This window comes from Kitasatospora sp. NPDC058190, from assembly GCF_042883685.1.
GTDB lineage: Bacteria > Actinomycetota > Actinomycetes > Streptomycetales > Streptomycetaceae > Kitasatospora.
Window position 1 is genome coordinate 1 of the sequence record NZ_JBHVVI010000167.1, and the last position, 16,107, is coordinate 16,107.

A 16,107-nucleotide genomic window follows, 5' to 3' on the forward strand; every position below is an offset into this window, starting at 1 on the left:
GCTACTCAGTAGTCCTTTGTCCTTAGTCGCTGCACGACTCCCCCTCCGACCCCCGGGGGGGGGGGGGGGGGGCCCCGGCGCCGGCAAAAAAACACCAAAAAAAAAGCAGTGGGGTCAGAGGAAGGGGGGGGGGGGGGCGGCCCGGCCCCCCCGGGGCCCCCCCCCGCCCGGCGGGGATCAGCTCGCCGGGCTGTGCACCCAGGACATGCCGTCCGGCGAGGGGATCAGCCCGCCCTCGAACATCGGGGTCTCCTCCTCGGCGTCCTCGCCCAGCGCCGCGTGCATCTGCACCTTGGAGCTCTCGGTCATCGCCTCGCGCACCACGGACGCGCCGAGCAGCGGGGACCAGTTGTCGGTGTCGCGGTCGGAGATGGTCTCGACCGCGGCGGCGAACTCCTCGTTCTGCGTGTGCAGGCGCTTCGCGAGCGTCTCCGCGTCGCTGAGCGCGGCCTCACCGGAGGAGACGCCGCCCACCAGGTCGACGAAGGACTCCAGCTCGGCCTCACTGTTCCGGGTGACCTTCTTGGCCTCCCAGAAGTAGGAGTCCTCCACCTGGTGCATGTCGTAGAAGGACATCAGGAACTCGTAGAACACGCCGTACTCGCGGCGGTAGCGCGCCTCGAACTCGTTCATCGCCACCTCCTCCTCGACCGTCCCGGCCAGCGTGCTGTTGATGGACCGGGCGGCCAGCAGCGCGCTGTAGGTGGCCAGGTGCACGCCGGAGGAGAACACCGGGTCGACGAAGCAGGCGGCATCGCCGACGAGCATCATCCCCGGGCGCCAGAACGTGGTGTGGTGGTACGAGTAGTCCTTGCGGACGCGGATCTGGCCGTACTGACCCTCGGTGACCCGGGTGGCGGGGGAAAGGTAGTCCGCGATCATCGGGCACTCGTCGATCAGCGCCTGGAGCGCCTTCTCCGGGTCGCCCTGGACCTTCTCCGCCAGCTCGCGCCGGACGACGGCGCCGACGCTGGTGAGCGTGTCGCTCAGCGGGATGTACCAGAACCAGCCGCTGTCGAACGCCACGCAGAGGATGTTGAAGCGGTTCGGTTCGGGGAGCCGCTTGCCGCCCTCGAAATATCCGAACAGCGCCAGGTTGCGGAAGAAGTCCGAGTACTCCCGGTGGCCGCCGATCTTCTGGTTGAGCCGGCTCTGGTTGCCGGAGGCGTCCACCACGAAGCGGGCCGAGACCTCCCGGCTCACGCCCTGGTCGTCGGTGTAGCGCACGCCGGTGACCCGGTCGTCGTCCTCCAGGATCTCCGTGACCGCGGAGCCCTCGCGGACCACCGCGCCGACCTTCTTGGCGTTGTCCAGCAGGATCTTGTCGAACTTGGACCGCTCGACCTGGTAGGCGGTGGAGGTCGGGCCCGCCATCTTCGGGGAGATCGAGAACGAGAAGGTCCACGGCTCCGGGTTGGCACCCCAGCGGAAGGTGCCGCCGCGCTTGAGCGGGAAGCCCGCCTTGGCCAGCTCGTCCGCCGCGCCGGACATCTTGCAGATGCCGTGGATGGTGGACGGCAGCAGCGACTCGCCGATCTGGTAGCGGGGGAAGACCTCCTTCTCCAGGAGCAGCACCGAGTGCCCCTGCTTGGCCACGAGCGCGGCCAGGGTCGAACCACCGGGCCCGCCGCCGACGACCACGACGTCAAATGCTTCGGTGTTGCTCACGCTAATCCGTCTCCCGTTTCTTCGCCGCCGGTGGCGGCCTGTGCCGTATGTGCGGTACTGCTGTGTGAGTGTTCGAGCTGCTCCGGGCGGGCCTGCGGCGGCCCGTCCTCCCTCCCCTTGCCGATGAACTGGAGCAGCGGGCCGGTCATGAAAGTCGTGACGAGCGCCATGAGGACGAGGACGGCGTACAGCTTCTGGCCGATCAGCCCGGCCGATCGACCGACGTCCAGGGCGATGAGTTCGGTGAGCCCGCGGGTGTTCACCATGACGGCGACCAGGGCCGACTGCCGGGGCCGCAGACCGCGCAGCCGGGTCACCCCGTAGGTGGGCAGGGCCTTGCCGGCGACCGCGATCAGCACGAGCACGCCCAGCAGGGCGAAGTCGCTCGCGCCGAGCGAGCCGATGTCCACGGAGAGCCCGGTGATGACGAAGAACAGCGGCAGCAGCGCGGCCGACGTCTGCTCCATCGGCTTCAGGATGTCGGCGTCCGGGCCGCCGTCGCGCCGCGGCATGGCCAGGCCCGCGAGGAACCCGCCGAACACGGCGTGCAACCCGAGCGACTGGGTGACCCAGGCGCTGGCCAGGGTGAGCACCAGTACCGGTGGCACCGGGTTGCTCAGCAGCCCGGCCGGCCGGTCCAGCCACCATCGCAGGGCCGGGCGGGCCACGCCGAAGAGGAACCCGGCGAAAGCGACCAGCAGGGCCAGCGCGACCATCCAGGAGAACGGGGCCGGCTGACCGGAGTCGCTGAGCACCGCGGCCAGCACCAGCCAGGCCACCACGTCCATGATCCCGGCCGCCGCGAGTGCCACCGTGCCCGCCCGGGTGCCGGCGACCCCGCGCTCGCGCACGATGGCCGCCAGCACCGGCAGCGCGGTGATCGAGACGGCCACCGCCATGAACAGCGCGAACGAGCGGTGGCCGACGTGGTCCGGGTCCACGGCGGAGAACAGTCCGCCGCCCAGCTGGACGGTCGCCAGGCCCAGCCCCATCGGGACCAGCAGGCCCACCACCGCGACGTCCACCGCGGTGCGCCCCGCCCGGAGGGTGCGGAAGTCGATCTCGTAGCCCGCCACGAACATGAAGAGCACGATCGCGACCTGGGCGAGTATCGCCAGGAACGGCCGGGCCCCGGTGGGGAACAGGAAGGTGGACAGGTCGCCCGGGAGCCGGCCCAGCAGGGTCGGTCCCAGGGCGACGCCGGCGACGATCTGGCCGACCACGGTGGGCTGCCCGAGTCGCCGGGCGAGGCTGCCGAACAGCCAGGACACCAGGACGACGATGGCCACGTCACCGAGCACGGTGGCGGTCAGCGCGTTCATGCGGCACCCTCCGTGCCCTCGGACCGCCGGGCCGGCCGGGCGAGGTCCGCGTCCGGCCGGCGCACGATCAGCTCCAGCAGGTCCACGTAGCCGCGGACCAGCGACTCGGCGGTGCCCCGGGCGAACAGGTCCGTGCTGTACTCCAAGTAGCCCTCCAGGTGGGAGTCGGTCTCGCGCACCGCCAGGCTCAGGTCGAACCTGACGGTCCCGGTGCTGTTCTGACGCATCGTCATGTCCAGGCCGCCAGTGCCGCCCCGCTCCGCGGCGCCGCCCGTACCAGCCGGAGCCGGAGCCGGTACCAGGTTGAACATCGCCTGGAACAGCGGCGCGTGCGCCGGCTCGGGCTCGGACACCAGGGTGCGGACGAGGTCGGCGAACGGCAGGCCCTTGTGCGCCTGCGCGTCGGCCACCACCTCCCGGGCCTGGGCGGCAGGTCGGTGAAGGACCGCTGTGGGGACACGTCCAGGCGCAGCACCAGCGCGTTGACGAAGTACCCGACGAGGCCATCCAGTTCGACTACAGAGCGGCTGGTGACCGGGGATCCGATCGCCGGCTCGCGGCCGTCGGTGCGGCCGGCCAGGAAAACAGGTGGGGCGCACACAAATAATCTCCGGAATTCACATCCCGGAGTTCGAACTGGGAATCCCGACAGGAATCAATGCCACGACCGCCCCCCGACGCCTCGTTTAATTCGGTACAATCGCGGCCGGCAATATTCAGTGCACACCGCTACAAATTCGGCGCCCACCCACAGGGGAACACCGCGTCAAGCTGTTCTGAATTTCGCGCACCCGACCGCCACGCCGCCGGGCGCCCCATGCGGTCGACCGCTCCGTACCGGCGCGCACGAACGGGAGTTCAGTTCACAGCGCGCACTGTCGGGCCAGCGGAAATGCTTCGAGAGGCACCGGCAAGGAATCCCCCGTCACCGGCCCCCTCGATCCTGGCGGGCGGCGCGGGAATTCGTTGCGAACGGCGGGGACGAGAAAGCTGAGCGGCTACTGATGCATCGGAAGAAAGCCGAGCAAGGAGACAGGTCCGCTCCGCACCGTCTTCATTGTCATACCCCCGTATGAAAGATCCGGAGACCGGGCTTCGGAATCTTGATCGAATACCGCCGAGACTATGCCCCGCAGCGAGGCACTGTCAACGGTTGACCTGGACGCGCCGACGGATGGACGGCCTGATCCGGACCACCGACGGCGCACTCCGGCGGCAGGACTCGGACCCCGTCCTCCAGACGGGCTCCACCACCCCCTGCCCCCCGCGGAGCCCGTCCAGGCAGTCGCGGACATGCCCCAGGAGGCCGCCCCGGGCCCTGAACGCCGACGGGTGGTCACCCGCCCCACCCGCCTTCGACTTCCCCCACCGATCGGCAGGTCTCCTCGACGTGGCACCCGTCCCAACGCCACTGCGCAGGAAGTCGGCCGGGCCGACTTCCTGCGCCATGGTCAGGCCCTGACGCCGTGCCATCACCGGCGCGCCGGCGCCCTGCGGCGCCGCGCCGAGGTCGGCTCCGCAGGAGCTGGAGGCGGCGCACTGCCGCGGCTAGGCGCCCGCCGGGCGCAGCTCCCCGAAGAAGGCCCTGATGTCGGCGGCCAGCAGGTCCGGCTCCTCCATCGCGGCGAAGTGGCCGCCCCGGTCCAGCTCCGTCCAGCGCACGATGTTGTTGGTCCGCTCCGCGATGTGCCGCAGGACCAGGAAGTTCTCCTCCGGGAACAGCGCCACGGCCGTCGGGGCGGTCGACGGCTCGACCGGCCGGCCCCAGTAGTCGGCGTGGGTGCGCTCGTAGTAGAGCCGGGCCGAGGACCCGGCCGTCCCGGTGAGCCAGTAGAGCATCACGTTGGTGAGCAGCTGGTCCCGGCCGACGGCGTCCTCGGGGCGCTCCGCGGAGTCCGTCCACTCCTTGAACTTCTCGGCGATCCAGGCCAGTTGACCGACCGGCGAGTCGGTGAGGCCGTACGCGAGGGTCTGCGGCCGGGTGGCCTGGATGTCCGCGTAGCCCTTGCGCTCCCGGTTCCACTCGCGCATCCGCTCCCAGGAGGCCAGCGTCCGCGCCCGCTCCGGCGCGGAGAGCCCGGCGAGCTCCTCCTCGGTGGGCTCGCTCTCCACCGCACCCCCCGGGATCAGGTTCAGGTGCACCCCGATCACCCGCTCGGGGTGCACCCGGCCGAGCTCCCGCGAGATCGCGGAGCCCCAGTCGCCGCCCTGCACCCCGTACGAGTCGTAGCCCAGTCGTCGCATCAGCTCGGCGAAGGCCGCCGCCATCCGCCGGTACTCCCAGCCGGCCTCCCGGGTCGGACCGGAGAAGCCGAAACCGGGCAGGCTCGGGATCACCAGGTGGAAGGCCGGCCACGGGCCCGCCCCGTGCGCCCGGGGGTCGGTGAGCGGTCCGATGAGCTCGGCGAACTCGACGATCGAACCGGGCCAGCCGTGCGACAGCAGCAGCGGCACCGCGTCCGGCTCCGGCGAACGGACGTGCAGGAAGTGGATGTTGGCGCCGTCGATCGTCGTGGTGAACTGCGGCCACTGGTTGAGCCGCGCCTCGGCGGCCCGCCAGTCGTACTCGTGCCGCCAGTAGCCGGCCAGCTCCATCAGGTAGTCGCGCGGGATCCCGTAGGCCCAGCCGACCCCCGGCAGCTCGTCCGGCCAGCGCGTTCGGTCGAGGCGCTGACGCAGGTCCTCCAGGTCGCTCTCCGGAACGGCGATGCGGAACGGGTGGATGCCTTCATCGGGCGGCGTCGTCATATCCGCTGATCGTAGCCACCCGAACACGGTCAAGATCGCGGAACGACGCCGTCCGACCGACCGCCAGCCCTGCGCCGCGAGCGACGCGGCCCCCGACAATCACACGATCACCTCGCCTTACCCGCCGGGCAGTTGCTGCGCAGGAAGTCGATCGGGCCGACTTCCTGCGCAGCAACTGACCTACCGGCGACCCGGGAGAGTGAGGAACGCCAATCCGCCCGCGAGGACGGCGAGGCCGCACCAGGAGAGCGCGGGCAGCCGCTCCCCCAGCGCCGCGACGCCGAGGACGGCGGCGACGGCCGGTTCGGCGAGCGTCAGCGTGGTGGCGGTCTGGGCCGAGGTGTGGCGCAGGCCGTGGCCGAAGAGCCGGTAGGCGAGGAAGGTGGTGATCACCCCGAGGTGCAGCACCACCCCCGCCCCGCGCGCCGAGAGCAGCCAGCCGGTCGGGCCGGCCAGCAGCACCGGCAGCACCAGCACCGCCGCCCCGCCGAACATCGCGCCCATCACCCCGCCGGACGGGTGCCCGGCCGCGATCAGTCGGCCGGCGATCAGCGAGTACACCGCGTACGAGAGCCCCGAGAGCGCCGCCAGCAGCACCCCGACGGGGTCCACCGCCGCGCCGCCACCGGCGAGTTCGGGCCCGAGCACCAGCACGGCACAACCGAGCACGGCCAGCGCCGTGGCCCCGGCCCAGCGCCCGCCGGGGCGCCCCTGCCGGGCGAGCCAGCCGAGCAGCCCGGTGAACACCGGGGCGCTTCCCAGGGCGATCACGGTGGCCACCGCCACCCCGGTGCGGGTCACCGCCGGGTAGAAGGTGAGCGGGTACGCCGTCACCGCGACGGCCCCCACCGCCAGCAGCCACCGCTCACGCGTGCCGCACTGCCGGGGCAGCGACCAGGCGGAGCGGTCGGTGAGGAACAGCAGCAATCCGCCGAGCACCAGCGCGGCGGAGCCGATCCCGGTCGCCGGGGCGCCAGTGGGCGCCAGCGAGCTGGCGGTCCCGGTGGTGCCCCACAGCAACGCGGAGGCCAGGATGGGCAGTGGCCCGTCGATCCGGCGGGTACGGCGAGGAGCAGGGGTGAAGCGAGCGCGCTCGGGCGCGGACAAACGATTCGGCACAGTCGTGAACTTCCGTCGTCGAAGACCGTCAGAGGAACTGGTTTCGAGAACGGGCGCACGCCACAGCCCCACGGCAGCCACACCAGGCTGAACCGGGGGTCTCAGGGATCAAGCCACCGAAGCGCGCGCCCGATCAGGCGCTGAGCGGTGGCAGCGCGACGCGCCAGTACGAGTTCACAGGCCCGATGGTATCTGGCCTGCGCAGGAAGTCGACGGGCCCGACTTCCTCCGCAGGCCAGGACGCTTTCAGGTGGCCGGCCACTCCGTCGCCTCGCCATCGAGCAGGGCGCGAGCGGAGGCCACATCTTCCGCGAAGGCTTCGTCCGGGGCGGGCGGGTTGGCCGGCGAGGGGAGGGCGAGCGTGAACCAGACGGTCTTGCCGATGTAGCCCTCGCCGCGCGGGTGGGCGCCCCAGGAGGTGGCGAGGGCGGCGACGAGTTCGAGGCCCCGGCCGGACTCGTCGTCGGGGGCCGCGTGGCGGGGGACAGGGAGGTCGGGGCAGGCGTCGGAGACCTCGACGCGGAGGAGGGAGAGGGTGGGAAGCAGGACGCGGATGCCGATCAGGCGGTCGCGCGGGGCACGGGCGTGGTGACAGGCGTTGGTGACGAGTTCGCTCAGGAGGATCAGGGCGGTCTCGGTGGACTCGACGTCGATCTGCCAGTCGAAGGCCTGCCGGAGGAGCCGGATGCGGGCGCGGCTCGCACTGCGGGGGTGGCGGGGGAGCATCCACTCGACGGCGTCGACGGGCTGAGTGATCATCAGAGTCCTTGGGGGTGTTGACTTTCGGGCTTCACTCACAAGGACTGAGTTCGGCCATTTCACCCCTCAAGAGTCGGGAGCCAGGCATACCCTCAGTAGTCACACCGTCGGTACAGCGTGAGAGTCGACCGCTGGATGACCAGGGACGATGAGGGGGCCGGGATGACCACGCCGAAGCAGAACCCGATGGCCTGGAAGTACTGCGGCGATCAGATCAAACGGTGGCGGGAGCAGGCCGGGGTCACGCGCGAGGAGTTGTGCAAGGCGTCCTGCTACGACTACGAGAGCGTGCGGTCGATGGAGGCGGGGAGGCGGAAGCCGTCGCTCAAGTTGCTCACGGTGGCTGATGAGTTGTGCAATGCGCGGGGGATGCTGCTGGGGGCGGTCGACTACCTGAAGCCCGAGAAGTTCTCGCCCTACTCGCAGAGCTACACGCATGCCGAGCGCGAAGCGATCGCGATTCAGGTGTACACAGCTCTACTCATCCCCGGCTTGCTGCAAACCGAGGAGTACGCGCGCGAGCTGATCGGCAACACCTACCCACCGCTGGACGACGAGACCGTCGCGTCGCGCGTGTCCGGTCGAATGCAGAGGCAGGAGCGACTGCGGAACTCGCCGACCACGCTGTTCGGCTTCGTGATCAACGAAGCCGCATTCCGCGCAGTCGTGGGCAACAAAGGCGTCATGAAGCGCCAGCTCGAACACCTGCTAGAGGTTGGTCGACTGCGCAACGTCTCGATCCAGGTGCTCCCGCTCAACCGCGCGGCCTACGCGGCTCTAGACGGGCCGATGATCCTCCTGGAGACTCCGGAACACGAGCAGCTTGCCTACGTGGAGGGCCAGAAGACAGGCATCCTCTACGCCGACCTGGCGCAGGTGAACACACTGTCGCAGCGCCATGGCATGATCCGCACGCAGGCCCTCAGCATTGAGGAGTCGAAAGCGCTCATCAGAGAGATGGCGGAGGAGCTATGAGCACCAGTCTCCAGTGGTTCAAGTCCAGCTATAGCACTAGCGATGGAGGCGAGTGCGTCGAGGTGGCCCCCTCCCCCGCCGCCATCCACGTCCGGGACTCCAAGGACAAGGCCGGCCCGACCCTCACCTTCTCCCCCAACGCCTGGTCCGCCTTCGTCGCCTTCGCGACCGAAGCTCAAGCCGCCAAGCCCGAGTGACCCCTTAGTGGAACGGGTGGGTAACCACCTTCCAACCAGCCCTGCACGCAGCAGATATGACTAATCGTCACGACTTCGCCACGGCTGGTCGCGCCGTGTAGCGTGCCCACTAACGAATCAACCCCCGGCCGGTGCGGGAACACCGAACGGGGGTCTGACCATCACGATCGAAAGAGACTCGATCCAGTGGCTACCCGCGACTCTACCCCCATGGCCTCCCCCGGATACGGCAAGCAGACTGCCCCGGGGGAACTCCCTCCGGCTGCCGACGACTTCGCGCACCTCCCGGTCCGCGAGGCGTACCTCGCCAGCCTGATCAACAACCTCCCCGACGGCGCCGCGATGGACGTCAAGACCCTCGCCGTCTACCAGCCCCTCTTCGGGCAGATGGCCGTCCGTACGGCCCTCAACAACCTCTCCACCGCAGGTCACCTGCGTCGCGTCCGCGAGCGCGTGAACGCCGAACGACCCCAGTGGGTGTTCCGCACCTACTTCTCCCGCACGCCCCACAGCGACGCCTGGTGGAACTACTTCCTGGCCACAGGAGGGGCGCCGGAGGCGTCAACGGATTCGGCACCCGATCCCCCGGAGGAGCGAAGCGCCACCCCACCCTCCTCGGTGTCCCCCGCCTACGCCGCCCTCGCCGGCCTGGGCGTCGCGGACACCCGCCTGGCCCTCTCCGCCGCCGACTGCGAGGCCCTCGAACCGCTCGCCGCCGAGTGGCTGGCCCGGGGCACCACCCCGGCCCTCTTCACGGCGGCCCTCACGGCAGGCCTGCCGACGCCGGTCCACAGCCCGGCGGCCTTCACCCGCCGCCGCCTGATCGACAAGATGCCCCCGGAACGCCCGCTCCCCCAGCAGCAGCCCACCCGCATCATCGAGTGCACCGACTGCCGCACCCCCTGCCGCCCGCACGCCCTCCTCGGCGGCCTCTGCCGCGCCTGCCGCAGCGGTCGGGCCACCAAAGCCCCGCCACCACGCCCCGGCGCGCTCTCCCCCATCGCCGTCCGCCGCCATGCCGACCGCATCCGCCAAGGGCTCCGGGGCGACAACACCCAACTCCTTCAAGCTCGTTGACGGAGCGCCGACCCGGTTGACGGAGCGCCGACCCGAAGACAGCCCAATGAGTGAAGACCCAGCTCTCGGTATCGGCTTTGGGCGATACTGTTGAAACAACGGGAGGAGGAGGGAGAGCGTGGCTTCCACACTGCATGATCTACTCGGTATCGACCCGAACGACCCCCACACCGCAGCGAGCCTGGAAGACGCCCAGGCATACGCCGAGTTGGTGGAGACACTGGTCGTGGCCCGCATGAAGCGCGGCCTCACCCAGCGCGAAGTCGCACAGCGCATGGGAACGTCCCAGTCGACGATCTCCGAGTTCGAACGCGTCGGGGGCGACGCCCGCTACTCCACCTTGCAGCGCTACGCGCGGGCGGTCGGCGCCCAACTCCACAGCATGGTCGATCACACCTGCTCGGCCGTCGTGCCCGCCTGGCAACCGGCCCCCGTCGAGGTCGAGGTCCACGTGGCCGTCCGCGAGCGCGGGCCCAAGCCCCGGCTCGCAGCTTGGGAGCCGGACAGCCAGAGGCCGGTGGCCACGTGATGGCCGGCTCGTCCACGCGCAAGCAGGTTCGGCGGTTCGCATCTCTCGACGAGATCGCCGAGGCCGCCGAGCTCCTGGACGTCACGTTCCTGGAGGTCTCGGGCCGCCGCCTCTTCGATCAGCAGGAGGCGCGGCTGGAGGAGGACGGTCGGACATCTCTCCTCACATGGCTCCGCGAGGGGGACGACGGGACCGTGCTGGAGGTGCGGTGCCGCCTGGAGGTGGGCAACACCCAGGCGGACTTCGCCGTCGATGCCGTGGCCGCATTCTCCGCCGGTGGGCCGTTCGAACTGGCACCGGGCCTCCAACAGCGGTTCATCGAGCAGATCGGGATCACCGTTCTCTACCCGTACCTGCGGGAGTCGCTGCACAGCACCGCGACGAGGCTCGGCGTCGACACCCCGATGCTCTCGCTGCGGAACCCCTGGCGGACGGCCGAGTAGGCCGACCGTGCCAGGGATCATGAATATTCACAGGTGGCGGCGTTAACCTATGCAAAATCTAAAGGTGAAGTAGGTTACAAACCTTGCAATCCAAGACGCCCGGTTTGCCCATATGCTGAGATTCGTGCGATAGTCAAGGCATCGAACTTCGGCGGGCCCGACCTGGCACTGCCGACGCCCATCGCGCGGCACGCACCCCCTTGGCCGGCGCGATGACTTGCAGGGGCCCCCATCCGCCGGAACACGGCGAACCGGGGGCCCTGCGCGTATCCGGACCCGAAAGCGCGACTCAGTGCCGCTCGCGGATCCGCAGCTCGAACCAGACGCCCTTGCCCCGCGGCAGCAGGTCCGCACCCCACCGGTCCGCGAGGTCGTCGACGATCTTCAGCCCGCGGCCGCGCTCGTTCACCGGTTTGGCCTCGGCGAGGATCATGCAGGGAAGCGCCCGCGAGGAGTCGCGGACCTCGATCCGCAGCCATCCCGGCTTGCGGCTGACGTGGAGGCCGATGGTGCGTCCGGCGGCGTGCCGCACCGCGTTGGACACCAGCTCACTGGTGAGCAACTCCCCGGCCTCCAGGTGCTGGTGGAGCTCCCAGGACTCCAGGACGTCCAACACCAGCTTGCGGGCCACCGGGCCCGACTCCGGCCGGGACGGCAACCGCACCTCGTTCGGCGCGGACTGATCGCACAGCCTGCCCGAATACATCTCCCGCAGCTCCCGGGAACTGAGCCGCTCCAGCGCCGAGAGCGCTCCCTGGACGTCGATCCAGGACGCTTCGGCCACCACGCCGACCCCGGGAACCGATGACTGATCTGTTTCGCCCCAACCCGCCATGCGGACCATCATTGCGGAACGCAAGCGCCCGCGTACGGACAATGAGCAAAGGATCTCCCCCGGGGCGGCATATGCCGGGGGCAGGAAAGCGACGACCCGGGCCTGAACCAGTCAAGCCCGGGTTGACGGCAAACGGCCCCTACCTGGCGATTACCACTGGCTCCACGGCACGTTCCAGCCACTCAGCCCGTTCGACGGGTCGAGCGTCTCCTTCTTGGTGGAGTTCTTCACGATCACCACGTCCCCGACCATCGAGCCGTCGTAGAACTTGCCCATCGAGGTGCCGTCCGCGCCGCCCTTGACGTCCTTGAGGCCCACGCAGCCGTGGCTGACGTTGTCCTCCCCGAAGGCGTCGCTCCAGTAATTGCCGTGTACGTACGTCCCGCTGGTGGTCAGCCGCATCGAGTGCGGCACCTGCAGGTCGTAGGGCGAGCCGGTCATGCCGGGCAGGGTGCTGGACTGCATCCGCACCGTGCCCTCCTTGGACATGACCACCATCGTCCCGTTCCAGGTGGGGTGTTCGGACGAGCCGGAGGTGATGTCGATGTCGCTCGACTGCCCGTCCCGGACCACCGTCATCTTGTGCGCGGCGGCGTCAACCGTCGAAACCTGGGATCGCCCGATCGTGAAGGGCTCGTCCCGGTCACTGCCGTACACCCCGGGGGCGATCTCCACGCTCTTGAGCCGGTAGTGCACCGTCACCTTGGTGCCCGGCTTCCAGTACTGCTCCGGGCGGAAGTCCAGCCGGCGGTCGTCGAACCAGTGGCCCTTGACCACCGTGCCGTTGTCGCTCTCGAAGGAGATGCCCTTCGCGACCGCGTCCTTGTTCTTGACGTCCTTGCTGAAGTCCACCGAGACGATCATGCCGACGCCGTACGTGGCGTTGTCGTCCACGTTGTCGGAGGCCTTGGCCAGCGCCTCCGGGGTCAGCGTGGTGAAGCTGCTGTCCGCCGTGGCGACCACGCCGTCGGCGTCCGCGGCCATCGCGCTGACCTGGTAGGCGGTGCCCACCGAGAGGCCGGTGGACGGGGTCCAGCTGGAGCCGTCCGCGGCGATGGTGCCGGCGACCTCCTTGCCGGTCCGGTCGCTCACCTTGACGGTGGTGAGCTTGCCGGCGGTCGCCCCGATCTTGAGCGCGCCCGGCGCCACGTCCACCGCGCCGCTCTTCGGCTCGATGCTCACCGTGGCCGCCGACACCTTCGGCGCCGAACTGGCGGACGCCGCGGCGGGCGCTGCGGCGGGCTTGGAGGCGGCCGCGCCGGCCCCCAGGTCGGCCTTCGCGGCACTGCCGCCCCCGCCACCGCCGCCGCCACAGGCCGCGGTCAACGCCATCGCCCCGCCGACCAGACCGGCGGCCACCACCCTGCGTATCGACCTCACGTCGACTCCCTCCCTCAGAACTCCCCGTGGACCCGACGCACCCGACGGACCGGCGGACCCGACGCACCGGCGGACCCGACCCGTATACGCGCCCGGTCACCGGAAAGGTTGCGCCATTCGAGGGGCTTCTTGCCCCAAAAACCGAGCGGCCCGAACCCCAACGGGTGAGGATCGAGCCGCTCGGCGACAAACCCGCCGACCTACCAGCTGGCCCAGTCGACGTTCCAGCCGCCCAGCCCGTTGGACGGCGAGACGGTCTTCTCCTTGGTGTTCGCGATCTTCACGACGTCGCCGACCATCGAGTCGTTGAAGAACTTGCCCGCGACCGAGCTGTCACTGCCACCCTTCTCGTCCGCCATCGAGATGCAGCCGTGACTCTTGTTGACCTTGCCGAAGGGGGCGGGGTCGGCCCAGTAGTTGCCGTGCACGAAGGTGCCGGAGGAGGTCAGCCGCATCGCGTGCGGGACGTCCTTGATGTCGTACTCGCCGCCGAGGCCGACGGTGTGCGAGTCCATGTGGGTGACCTTGTCCTTCTCCATGATCACCATCGTCCCGCCCCAGGACGGCGTCGCGTCCGCGCCCAGGGTGACCGGCACGGTGGTGCTCTTGCCGTCCCGCTCGATCGTCATCTGGTGCGACTTGGCGTCCGCGGTGGAGATCATCGAGCGGCCGATGGTGAACGGCTCGTCCTTGTCCACGTCGCCGTAGACGCCCGGCGCGACCTCGACGCTCTTCAGCCGGTAGTGCACCGTCACCTTGGTGCCCGGCTTCCAGTAGTTCTCCGGGCGGAAGTCCAGCCGGTTGTCGCCGAACCAGTGGCCCTTGACCGTGGTGCCGTCGCTGGCCTCGAAGGAGATGCCCTTGAGGACGGCGTCCTTGTTCTTGACGCTCTTGCTGAAGTTCACCGAGACGATCATGCCGACGCCGTAGGTGGCGCCGTCGCTGATGTTGTCGTTGGTGGAGACCTTCTTGTCCGGCGTCAGCGTGGTGAACGACGTGGTCGACGCGGACACCTGCCCGGCGTCGTCCTTGGCCTGCGCGTTCACCTTGTACGCCATCCCGACGGCGAGCGCCGCCGAGGGCTTCCAGCCGGTGCCGTCCGCGGTGATCGCGCCCTCGACCGGCTTGCCGTTCTTGTCGGTCACATCGACCGTGGTGAGCTTGCCGTTCGAGACCGACACCTGCAGCGCGTTCGGCGCGACGTCCTGGGCGCCGTCCTTCGGCTCGACCGCGAGCACGGCCGCCGAGGCCTTCGGCGTGGCCGCGTTGCCCCCCGGGGCGGCCGTCCCGTTCGCGTCCGCGGACGCAGTCGCGGCGGCGTCCCCTGAACTGCCGCCCTTGTCGTCGTTGCACGCCGCCGTGAGCAGCAGCACCCCACCCATGACCAACGCCATCGCAGCCCTGCGCCCGTAGCGGTTGCTGGTGCGTATCGCGGCGCTGGCCGCCTTACCCGTCTTCACGGAATCTCCCCTCCCGGTGTCCACTCTCTTGACGCGTCGAGAGCCCCCATGAGTTGCACCGGGTGCCGATCTTTCGCGCTGTTGTTCGCTCGCTCGCCTCCGGACGCCGGGACCCGGCGCCGACGCGCCGGAGCAGGATAACTGGGCCGTCTGAGTGAATCCTCGGGGGAGGTGGGTGAACCGGAGGTGAAGGGCGTGACGGGTCAGTGCAGGGCGCTCCCGGCCACCCACTGGTCCCACGGCACGTTCCAGTCGCCCAGCCCGTTCGACGGCGGCACGACGTCCCCGGCCGAGGCCTTCACCTCCACCACGTCCCCCGGGACGGTGTGCTCGAACAGCCAGCCCGCCGGGGTGTCCTTGCTCGTGCCGCCCTTGGCGTCGGCCAGGCCGATGCAGCCGTGGCTGGTGTTGGCGGTGCCGAACACCCCCGGGTCGGCCCAGTAGTTGCCGTGCAGGAAGGTACCGGAGGCGGTCAGCCGCATCGCGTGCGGGACGTCCTTGATGTCGTACTCGTTGCCCATCCCGACGGTCTGCGAGTTCATCCGGGTCACCTTGTACTTCTCCGACACCACCATCACGCCCCGGTAGGTGGGGTGGTCGGGGCTGCCCCCGGAGACCTTGAGCACCCGGACCACCTTGCCGCCCTGCCCGGCCCGGACGGTCAGGGTGTGCGCGTCCAGGTCGACGGTGGAGACCTGCGCCCGGCCGACGGTGAAGTGCAGGTCCCGGGTCTGGGAGCCGAACACGCCCGGCGCGCCCTGCACGTCCTTGAGCCGCAACGCCACGGTGACCTTGGTGCCGGCCGCCCAGTACTGCCGCGGGCGGACGTCCAGCCGCTGGTTGCCGAACCAGTGCGCGGCCACCGGCACCGGCGGGTCGGCGGTGACCTGGACGGCCTTCTCCACCGCGGCCCGGTCGGCGATCGGACGGCTGAAGCGCAGCGAGACCGGCATCCCGACGCCGACCGTGGACCCGTCCTCCGGGGTGAAGAAAGCGACGAAGGTGTGCGCCCGGGCGACGGTCGAGAACGCCGAGTGCTGGGCCGCCCGCTGGCCCTGGTCGTCCTCGGCGACCGCGTCCAGGGTGAGGGCGGTGCCGAGTGGCAGCGGGCCGTCCGGTGCCCAGGCGGCACCGTCCGGGCTGATCGTGCCGGGCAGCTCGACGCCCTTGCCGTCGGCCAGCCGGACCGACACCAGCCGCCCCTGGGCGGCGTTCACCCGCACCGGGCCCTCCGGAAGAACGTCCTGGGCGCCGTCCGCGGGCAGCGCGGTGAGCACCGCCCGGGACGGCGGCGGGGGCGGGGTGTACGAGGCGCCGGCCGCTCCGGCCGCATCCTCGGCAGGCGCGCCCGCCGAGCCGCCGCCACCACACCCCGTGAGCAGCACCAGGCACCAGCCCGCCACCCCCACCCACCGCGCCCACACCCCAACTCGGCGCCGCATCCCGGGGCCTCCCACTACTCGGTTCCGACGCCGGGAACAACGAGGGCCGTCCCAGCAGGGACACGCCAGTCACCCACCCCGTGGGGGGGGGGGGGGGGGGCCCCCCCGGCCCCCCCCCCCCCCCCCCCCCCCCCCCCCCCCCCCCCCCCCCCC

The 16,107-nt window shown here is 70.3% G+C and carries 15 protein-coding genes; 5 read left to right on the plus strand and 10 right to left on the minus strand.

Translation table 11 applies throughout. From position 1 onward, the window contains the following. Window positions 1-177: 177 nt before the first annotated feature. The 6 genes from ACFVWU_RS41110 to ACFVWU_RS41135 all read right to left on the minus strand — a co-directional run bounded on the left by ACFVWU_RS41110 (window position 178) and on the right by ACFVWU_RS41135 (window position 7,616). Entirely contained in the window at window positions 178-1,668 is a 1,491-nt protein-coding gene (locus ACFVWU_RS41110; protein ID WP_387630938.1) for a tryptophan 7-halogenase, read from the minus strand. Next, window positions 1,665-2,990 carry a cation:proton antiporter gene (locus ACFVWU_RS41115; protein ID WP_387630941.1) on the minus strand — a complete coding sequence of 442 codons (1,326 nt, stop codon included), beginning with the start codon at window positions 2,988-2,990 and terminating at the stop codon, window positions 1,665-1,667. The genes ACFVWU_RS41110 and ACFVWU_RS41115 overlap by 4 nt, the downstream gene beginning before the upstream one ends. Then, window positions 2,987-3,589 carry a condensation domain-containing protein gene (locus ACFVWU_RS41120; RefSeq protein ID WP_387630943.1) on the minus strand — a complete coding sequence of 201 codons (603 nt, stop codon included), beginning with the start codon at window positions 3,587-3,589 and terminating at the stop codon, window positions 2,987-2,989. Before ACFVWU_RS41120 ends, ACFVWU_RS41115 begins: the two co-directional genes overlap by 4 nt. Window positions 3,590-4,538: 949 nt before the next feature. Beyond that, complete coding sequence (locus tag ACFVWU_RS41125) at window positions 4,539-5,738, minus strand: epoxide hydrolase family protein (RefSeq protein ID WP_387630945.1); 1,200 nt, start codon at window positions 5,736-5,738, stop codon at window positions 4,539-4,541. A 180-nt stretch (window positions 5,739-5,918) separates the two neighbouring features. Beyond that, window positions 5,919-6,857, minus strand: a complete 939-nt coding sequence (locus ACFVWU_RS41130) for a DMT family transporter (protein WP_387630948.1) — start codon at window positions 6,855-6,857, stop codon at window positions 5,919-5,921. A gap of 246 nt (window positions 6,858-7,103) precedes the next feature. Further along, window positions 7,104-7,616 (minus strand): ATP-binding protein, encoded by a 513-nt coding sequence (locus ACFVWU_RS41135; protein ID WP_387630950.1) that lies wholly within the window; start codon window positions 7,614-7,616, stop codon window positions 7,104-7,106. A 162-nt stretch (window positions 7,617-7,778) separates the two neighbouring features. Here ACFVWU_RS41135 and ACFVWU_RS41140 point away from each other — a divergent pair, with 162 nt between their 5' ends. The 5 genes from ACFVWU_RS41140 to ACFVWU_RS41160 all read left to right on the plus strand — a co-directional run bounded on the left by ACFVWU_RS41140 (window position 7,779) and on the right by ACFVWU_RS41160 (window position 10,837). Continuing rightward, entirely contained in the window at window positions 7,779-8,591 is an 813-nt protein-coding gene (locus ACFVWU_RS41140; RefSeq protein WP_387630953.1) for a helix-turn-helix domain-containing protein, read from the plus strand. Then, the gene (locus ACFVWU_RS41145; protein ID WP_387630956.1) at window positions 8,588-8,788 is read left to right on the plus strand and encodes a DUF397 domain-containing protein; all 201 of its coding nucleotides are present in this window, start codon (window positions 8,588-8,590) and stop codon (window positions 8,786-8,788) included. The genes ACFVWU_RS41140 and ACFVWU_RS41145 overlap by 4 nt, the downstream gene beginning before the upstream one ends. A gap of 210 nt (window positions 8,789-8,998) precedes the next feature. Next, the gene (locus ACFVWU_RS41150; protein WP_387630958.1) at window positions 8,999-9,865 is read left to right on the plus strand and encodes a hypothetical protein; all 867 of its coding nucleotides are present in this window, start codon (window positions 8,999-9,001) and stop codon (window positions 9,863-9,865) included. Window positions 9,866-9,983: 118 nt separating this feature from the next. Beyond that, a complete protein-coding gene (locus ACFVWU_RS41155; protein WP_387630961.1) occupies window positions 9,984-10,394 on the plus strand; it encodes a helix-turn-helix domain-containing protein in 411 nt (136 codons plus the stop codon). Continuing rightward, window positions 10,394-10,837, plus strand: coding sequence for a hypothetical protein (locus ACFVWU_RS41160; RefSeq protein WP_387630963.1), 444 nt, complete (start codon window positions 10,394-10,396; stop codon window positions 10,835-10,837). Before ACFVWU_RS41155 ends, ACFVWU_RS41160 begins: the two co-directional genes overlap by 1 nt. 289 nt (window positions 10,838-11,126) lie before the next feature. On the opposite strand, the gene ACFVWU_RS41165 is transcribed toward ACFVWU_RS41160, so the two are convergent. The 4 genes from ACFVWU_RS41165 to ACFVWU_RS41180 form a co-directional block, all read right to left on the minus strand. Continuing rightward, window positions 11,127-11,621, minus strand: a complete 495-nt coding sequence (locus ACFVWU_RS41165; protein WP_387630966.1) for an ATP-binding protein — start codon at window positions 11,619-11,621, stop codon at window positions 11,127-11,129. A gap of 201 nt (window positions 11,622-11,822) precedes the next feature. Further along, window positions 11,823-13,052 carry an Ig-like domain-containing protein gene (locus ACFVWU_RS41170; protein WP_387630968.1) on the minus strand — a complete coding sequence of 410 codons (1,230 nt, stop codon included), beginning with the start codon at window positions 13,050-13,052 and terminating at the stop codon, window positions 11,823-11,825. A gap of 200 nt (window positions 13,053-13,252) precedes the next feature. Next, entirely contained in the window at window positions 13,253-14,512 is a 1,260-nt protein-coding gene (locus ACFVWU_RS41175; RefSeq protein WP_387630970.1) for an Ig-like domain-containing protein, read from the minus strand. A gap of 203 nt (window positions 14,513-14,715) precedes the next feature. Further along, the gene (locus ACFVWU_RS41180) at window positions 14,716-15,954 is read right to left on the minus strand and encodes an Ig-like domain-containing protein (RefSeq protein WP_387630972.1); all 1,239 of its coding nucleotides are present in this window, start codon (window positions 15,952-15,954) and stop codon (window positions 14,716-14,718) included. Between the last annotated feature and the right edge of the window lie 153 nt (window positions 15,955-16,107).

What these genes read in the sequence shown, in the direction of transcription:
- ACFVWU_RS41150 (WP_387630958.1), top strand. Translation starts at nt 8,999, where the DNA reads ATGGCCTCCCCCGGATACGGCAAGCAGACTGCCCCGGGGGAACTCCCT.
- ACFVWU_RS41180 (WP_387630972.1), bottom strand. Translation starts at nt 15,954, where the DNA reads ATGCGGCGCCGAGTTGGGGTGTGGGCGCGGTGGGTGGGGGTGGCGGGC.
- ACFVWU_RS41145 (WP_387630956.1), top strand. Translation starts at nt 8,588, where the DNA reads ATGAGCACCAGTCTCCAGTGGTTCAAGTCCAGCTATAGCACTAGCGAT.
- ACFVWU_RS41160 (WP_387630963.1), top strand. Translation starts at nt 10,394, where the DNA reads ATGGCCGGCTCGTCCACGCGCAAGCAGGTTCGGCGGTTCGCATCTCTC.
- ACFVWU_RS41115 (WP_387630941.1), bottom strand. Translation starts at nt 2,990, where the DNA reads ATGAACGCGCTGACCGCCACCGTGCTCGGTGACGTGGCCATCGTCGTC.
- ACFVWU_RS41125 (WP_387630945.1), bottom strand. Translation starts at nt 5,738, where the DNA reads ATGACGACGCCGCCCGATGAAGGCATCCACCCGTTCCGCATCGCCGTT.
- ACFVWU_RS41135 (WP_387630950.1), bottom strand. Translation starts at nt 7,616, where the DNA reads ATGATCACTCAGCCCGTCGACGCCGTCGAGTGGATGCTCCCCCGCCAC.
- ACFVWU_RS41140 (WP_387630953.1), top strand. Translation starts at nt 7,779, where the DNA reads ATGACCACGCCGAAGCAGAACCCGATGGCCTGGAAGTACTGCGGCGAT.